This window comes from Terrisporobacter muris (assembly GCF_024621905.1).
GTDB classification, from domain to species: domain Bacteria; phylum Bacillota; class Clostridia; order Peptostreptococcales; family Peptostreptococcaceae; genus Terrisporobacter; species Terrisporobacter muris.
This window is the reverse complement of sequence record NZ_JANKBY010000547.1, coordinates 1-1,433: the sequence shown is the minus strand read 5'-3', so window position 1 is coordinate 1,433 and position 1,433 is coordinate 1. Positions and strand designations below refer to the sequence as shown.

Sequence of the window (1,433 nt, the reverse complement as noted above, 5' to 3'; positions counted from 1 at the left end):
TTGTAGAATATTGGAATATAAAAGTCATTAGAAAAATAAAGAATAAGTTTTTATATAAAGTAAAAACATTTTTAGTGTATTTTAGAAAAAAATGTAAAAGATATAAATAACAATTTATTTATTTTTTGAAAGGAGATTAAAATGAAAAATATAAAATATGTACTACTATGTTTAATAATGATAATGGCGACAACACTAAGAATAGATGCAACAGAAAATGAAAATAAATACATACTAGGTGGAAATTTAATTGATGAATCTATCATAGATGAAGATTTAGAGGTAGTTGATAGTAGAGAAGAGTATTATGACTTAGAACGATTTTTTAGACCATCAGATATGACTATATTAAATGATGAGAATCTTAATATTTTGAAGGAATTTTATAATAAAAATCCATATAAAATGGATTTACCATCAAAACCGTTTAGATCAGGAAAGGATACTGTAGTAAATTATTTTAATGTGCTTAGAGAAGCGGCGAATCCAGTGGAAAATAATGAAACAGGTTGCGGTTCATTGGGAGATGTTAAAGCGCCATATCCAGTAGCATATAATTTTCTATCTAAATCTTATCAAAAAGAATTGCCGTATAAAAATTTCTTAGATTCTTTTAAAAACATGCTTCACATTAACTTGATTAAAGTAAACAATGTTCCTGCTGATAAAGATAAGCCAGGATTATTAAAATATTTTGTAGAGCTGGAAGTTATTGAAGGCTCCACAGAAAATAAAGGGCTATTTGCATATTATTATGGATATATATATTTGGATAAAGAAAATGATGGTTATAAAATTGTAAAGATGGATTATAGTAGTGAGAATTATTTATGTGCACCATATCATGGATGGGCATATGATGCTCAAACTTTTGTAGAAATAGAATATGGAAATTGGTGCTCATTAGTTGAGGGTGATGTAATTGTTAATGAAGACGGATATGAAAAAAGAGCATATTATAAAGATAAAGATGATAATGAATATTACGTACTTTTTTATGAATTAACAAATGGAGTAGATAAAAAAATAGCTGATTACAAAAAAAATAAGGATAATCAATGGGAAGTAATTTATATTAATCCAGAAAAATGTATACAAAATAAAGAATCAGAAGGGAATAAGGAATCATAATAAAATCATAGTAATTAATAATATATGATAAAAATAAATAAAATATAACTACGAAAAAGAAAATAAAATATTATTATTTATCAAAAATTATGAACAAAATAATACTCTTATAAATACAATTATATTAAGGAAGTGGTAGTGGTAATATCTCAAACTAACACATGAAACTCTTCAAAGGGCTTGTCATATACTTTAAAAGCAAAGCTCATTCAAGGGTATAAAACAAATTCTTTTGGGTAGATAACAGTAAGCCACTTCCTTAGTATATTTTATAACATTAAGCTAAACTAATGGTTTAGCTT

At 25.3% G+C, this 1,433-nt stretch carries 1 protein-coding gene; it reads left to right on the top strand.

All coding sequences use genetic code 11. From position 1 onward, the window contains the following. Positions 1 to 141 precede the first annotated feature (141 nt). Positions 142 to 1,131, top strand: a complete 990-nt coding sequence (locus NSA58_RS20155; protein ID WP_052232904.1) for a hypothetical protein — start codon at positions 142 to 144, stop codon at positions 1,129 to 1,131. Positions 1,132 to 1,433 lie beyond the last annotated feature (302 nt).

Bases quoted from the DNA above. Each gene is read 5' to 3' on its own strand.
- NSA58_RS20155 (WP_052232904.1), top strand. From the start codon at position 142: ATGAAAAATATAAAATATGTACTACTATGTTTAATAATGATAATGGCG.